3 protein-coding genes and 1 pseudogene are annotated in these 2,977 nt (G+C 66.7%); 3 read left to right on the forward strand and 1 reads right to left on the reverse strand.

What is annotated here, in order from left to right; all coding sequences use genetic code 11:
* From ACILRA_RS21590 to yacG, 3 genes and pseudogenes are all read left to right on the forward strand, one after another.
* Positions 1-87 (forward strand): annotated as a pseudogene (locus ACILRA_RS21590) (translation initiation factor IF-1); the annotation flags it as partial.
* Between the two features lie 31 nt (positions 88-118).
* Positions 119-733, forward strand: coding sequence for a Maf family nucleotide pyrophosphatase (locus ACILRA_RS21595; RefSeq protein WP_395664100.1), 615 nt, complete (start codon positions 119-121; stop codon positions 731-733).
* Between the two features lies 1 nt (position 734).
* Positions 735-920 (forward strand): DNA gyrase inhibitor YacG, encoded by a 186-nt coding sequence (gene yacG / locus ACILRA_RS21600; RefSeq protein ID WP_395664101.1) that lies wholly within the window; start codon positions 735-737, stop codon positions 918-920.
* Positions 921-964: 44 nt separating this feature from the next.
* Here the strand turns inward: yacG and ACILRA_RS21605 are convergent.
* A partial coding sequence (locus ACILRA_RS21605) for an efflux RND transporter permease subunit (protein ID WP_395664102.1) occupies positions 965-2,977 on the reverse strand: 2,013 nt, incomplete at its 5' end.

The raw sequence follows: 2,977 nt of genomic DNA on the forward strand, positions 1-2,977 counted from the left end.
ATCCGCGTGCTGGCGGGCGACCGCGTCATGGTCGAGATGACGCCCTATGACCTGACGAAGGGCCGCATCAATTATCGCTTCAAGTAAAGCCAAGGGCTCCGGCGCCCCGGTAAGGCTGGTGCTGGCAAGCGCCTCGCCGCGCCGCCTGCAGTTGCTCGAACGCGTCGGGCTGACACCCGACCTGCTCAACCCGTCCGACATCGACGAGATCCCCCACAAGCGCGAGACGCCGCGCGCGCTGTCCATCAGGCTGGCGCGCGGCAAGGCGGAACGCGCGCTGGAGATGCCGCTGGTGCGCGCCGAGGGGCCCAATGCCTTCGTGCTGGCAGCGGATACGGTTGTGGGGCTGGGCCGCCGCGTCCTGCCCAAGGCCGAGACGGTGGACGAGGCGCGCGACTGCCTGTCGCTGCTCTCGGGCCGCTCGCACTGGGTCTATTCCACCGTTCACCTGATCGCCCCCGGCAACAAGGTTTCCAGCCGCTGCGTCGAGACCAAGGTGCGCTTCAAGCGCCTCTCGCGCGAGGACATCGACAGCTACATCGCCTCTGGCGAGTGGCGGGGCAAGGCGGGCGGCTACGCCATCCAGGGCCGCGCCGAGGCTTTCGTCCGCATGCTGACGGGTTCCTACTCCGCCGTCGTGGGCCTGCCGTTGTACGAGACGGTGCATCTTCTCGAGGGCGCTGGCTATCCCGTGTTCCACAGCTGGATGACGGCGCCGCAATCCGAGGTCTGAGATGACCGAACCGGTGAGACTGCGCCCCAGGCGCCCCTGTCCCATCTGCGCCAAGCCCTCCATCCAGAAGGCACACCCCTTCTGCTCCACCCGCTGCGCCCAGGTCGACCTCAACCGCTGGCTCGGCGGGCACTATGCCATCCCGGTGGAAGAGGAAGAACCAGGCGAGGATGAGGGGAAGGATTGACCCCTTTGCCTTCTCCCCCGCATGCGCGCGGGAGACAGGGACATTCACTCAGCCGCTTGCGGATGGGCCAAGGGCGAAATGGTCTTCGGCCGCCAGCCCATCACCGCGTAAACACACGGCACCACGAACAGCGTGAGCAGGGTGCCCAGACTCATGCCACCGACGATCACCCAGCCGATCTGCTGCCGGCTCTCGGCACCGGCACCCGTGGCGATCGCCAGCGGAATGGCGCCCAGCACCATGGCTGCCGTGGTCATCAGGATGGGCCTCAGCCTCAGCCGCGACGCCTCGAGGATCGCGGCGGTCCGCTCCGTTCCCTGCTGCTGCAGCTTGTTGGCGAAGTCGACGATCAGGATGCCATGCTTGGTGATGAGGCCGATGAGCGTGACAAGCCCGATCTGCGAATAGACGTTGAGCGTGCCGCCGGTGAGCCACAGGGCAAGAAGCGCGCCCGTCACCGACAGCGGCACCGATACCATGATCATGACCGGATCGCGGAAGCTTTCGAATTGCGCGGCGAGCACGAGGTAGATGAAGGCCAGCGCCATGAGGAAGACCAGCGCCAGGTTGGAGCTTGCGTCCCTGAACTCGCGCGCCTGGCCCGTGAGGTCGGTGAGGGTATCCTGCGGCAGCACCTCGGCCGCCGCCTGGTTCACGGCCGCGATCGCCTCTCCCAGCGTGTAGCCCGGCGCCAGGCTGGCCTCGATGGTGATGGCGCGCAGCTGGTTGAAGCGGCGCAGGTCGCGCGGGGCCACCGTCACCCTGGCGCTGACGATGTTGGAGAGCTGCACCATCTGCCCGTCCTTGCCGCGCACGAAGATGCGGTTCAGCGTATCGGGCGAGGTGCGCTCCTCCGGCGGCAGCGCCACCGTCACGTCATACTGCTCGGAGCCGATCTGGAAGCTCGAAACATTGCGCCCGCCCAGCAGCGTTTCCAGCGTGCGCCCGATGACGGAGATGTCGAGGCCAAGGTCCGCCACCCTGTTGCGGTCGATCTCCACATCGACTTCCGGCTTGTTGAGCCGCATGTCGGTGTCGATGTCGGCAAGGCCCGGATTGTCCTTCAGCCGCTCCACCAGCTGGCTGGCCAGCGCATTGATCTCCTCATACGAAGCCGATGACTGGATGACGAACTGGAGGGGCTTGCCGAAGCCGCGCGTGCCAAGCGAGCCCGGGTTGGAGGCGAAGGCCTGCACGCCCGCGACCTTGCGCAGCTTCGGCAGCAGCGACTGCGTCATCTCCTGCTGCGATACCTCGCGTTCCGACCAATCCTTCAGCCGCGCGAAGGAGAGGAAGCGCGTCACCTCTCCTGGCCCCACGATCATCAGATAGGACCTGAGCTCCGGCACCTCCGCCAGCAGCGCCTCCACCTGGCTGGCATAGCGCTGGGTGTAGCCGAAGCTCGCGCCCTCCGGCGCCGAGCCGTTGATGATGATGGTGCCGCGGTCTTCCGTGGGCGAGAGTTCCGATTTCATCTGCGTGAACAGCCAGCCGCCGGCCACCCCCACGCCAAGCCCTGCGAACAGCACCAGCCAGCGCAGCTTCAGGGCGAAGGAGAGGCTGGCGCGATAGCCGCGCTCGAGGCCGCCAAGCGCTCCCTCCACGATGCGGGCGAAGACGTTGCGGCGTTCCGTGGGCTTCAGCAGCTTGGAGCACATCATCGGCGTCAGGGTGAGCGCCACGAAGCCCGAGACGATCACAGCACCCGCCAGTGTGACCGCGAATTCGAGGAACAGCCGTCCGGTGCGCCCGGGCGTGAAGGCAATGGGCGCATAGACGGCGGCGAGCGTCAGTGTCATGGCGACGACGGCAAAGCCGATCTCGCGCGCGCCCTTGATGGCCGCGGCGAATGGCTCCATGCCCTCCTCGATGTGGCGGTAGATGTTCTCCAGCACCACGATGGCATCGTCCACCACGAGGCCGATGGCCAGCACCATGGCGAGCAGCGTCAGCGTATTCACGGTGAGACCGGCCGCATACATGATGGCGAAGGTGGCGATGAGCGAGACGGGGATCGTCACGATGGGAATCAGCGCCGCCCGGAAGGAATGCAGGAA

Origin of the sequence: Aestuariivirga sp. (assembly GCF_044239095.1) — a bacterium.
Lineage (GTDB): Bacteria > Pseudomonadota > Alphaproteobacteria > Rhizobiales > Aestuariivirgaceae > Aestuariivirga.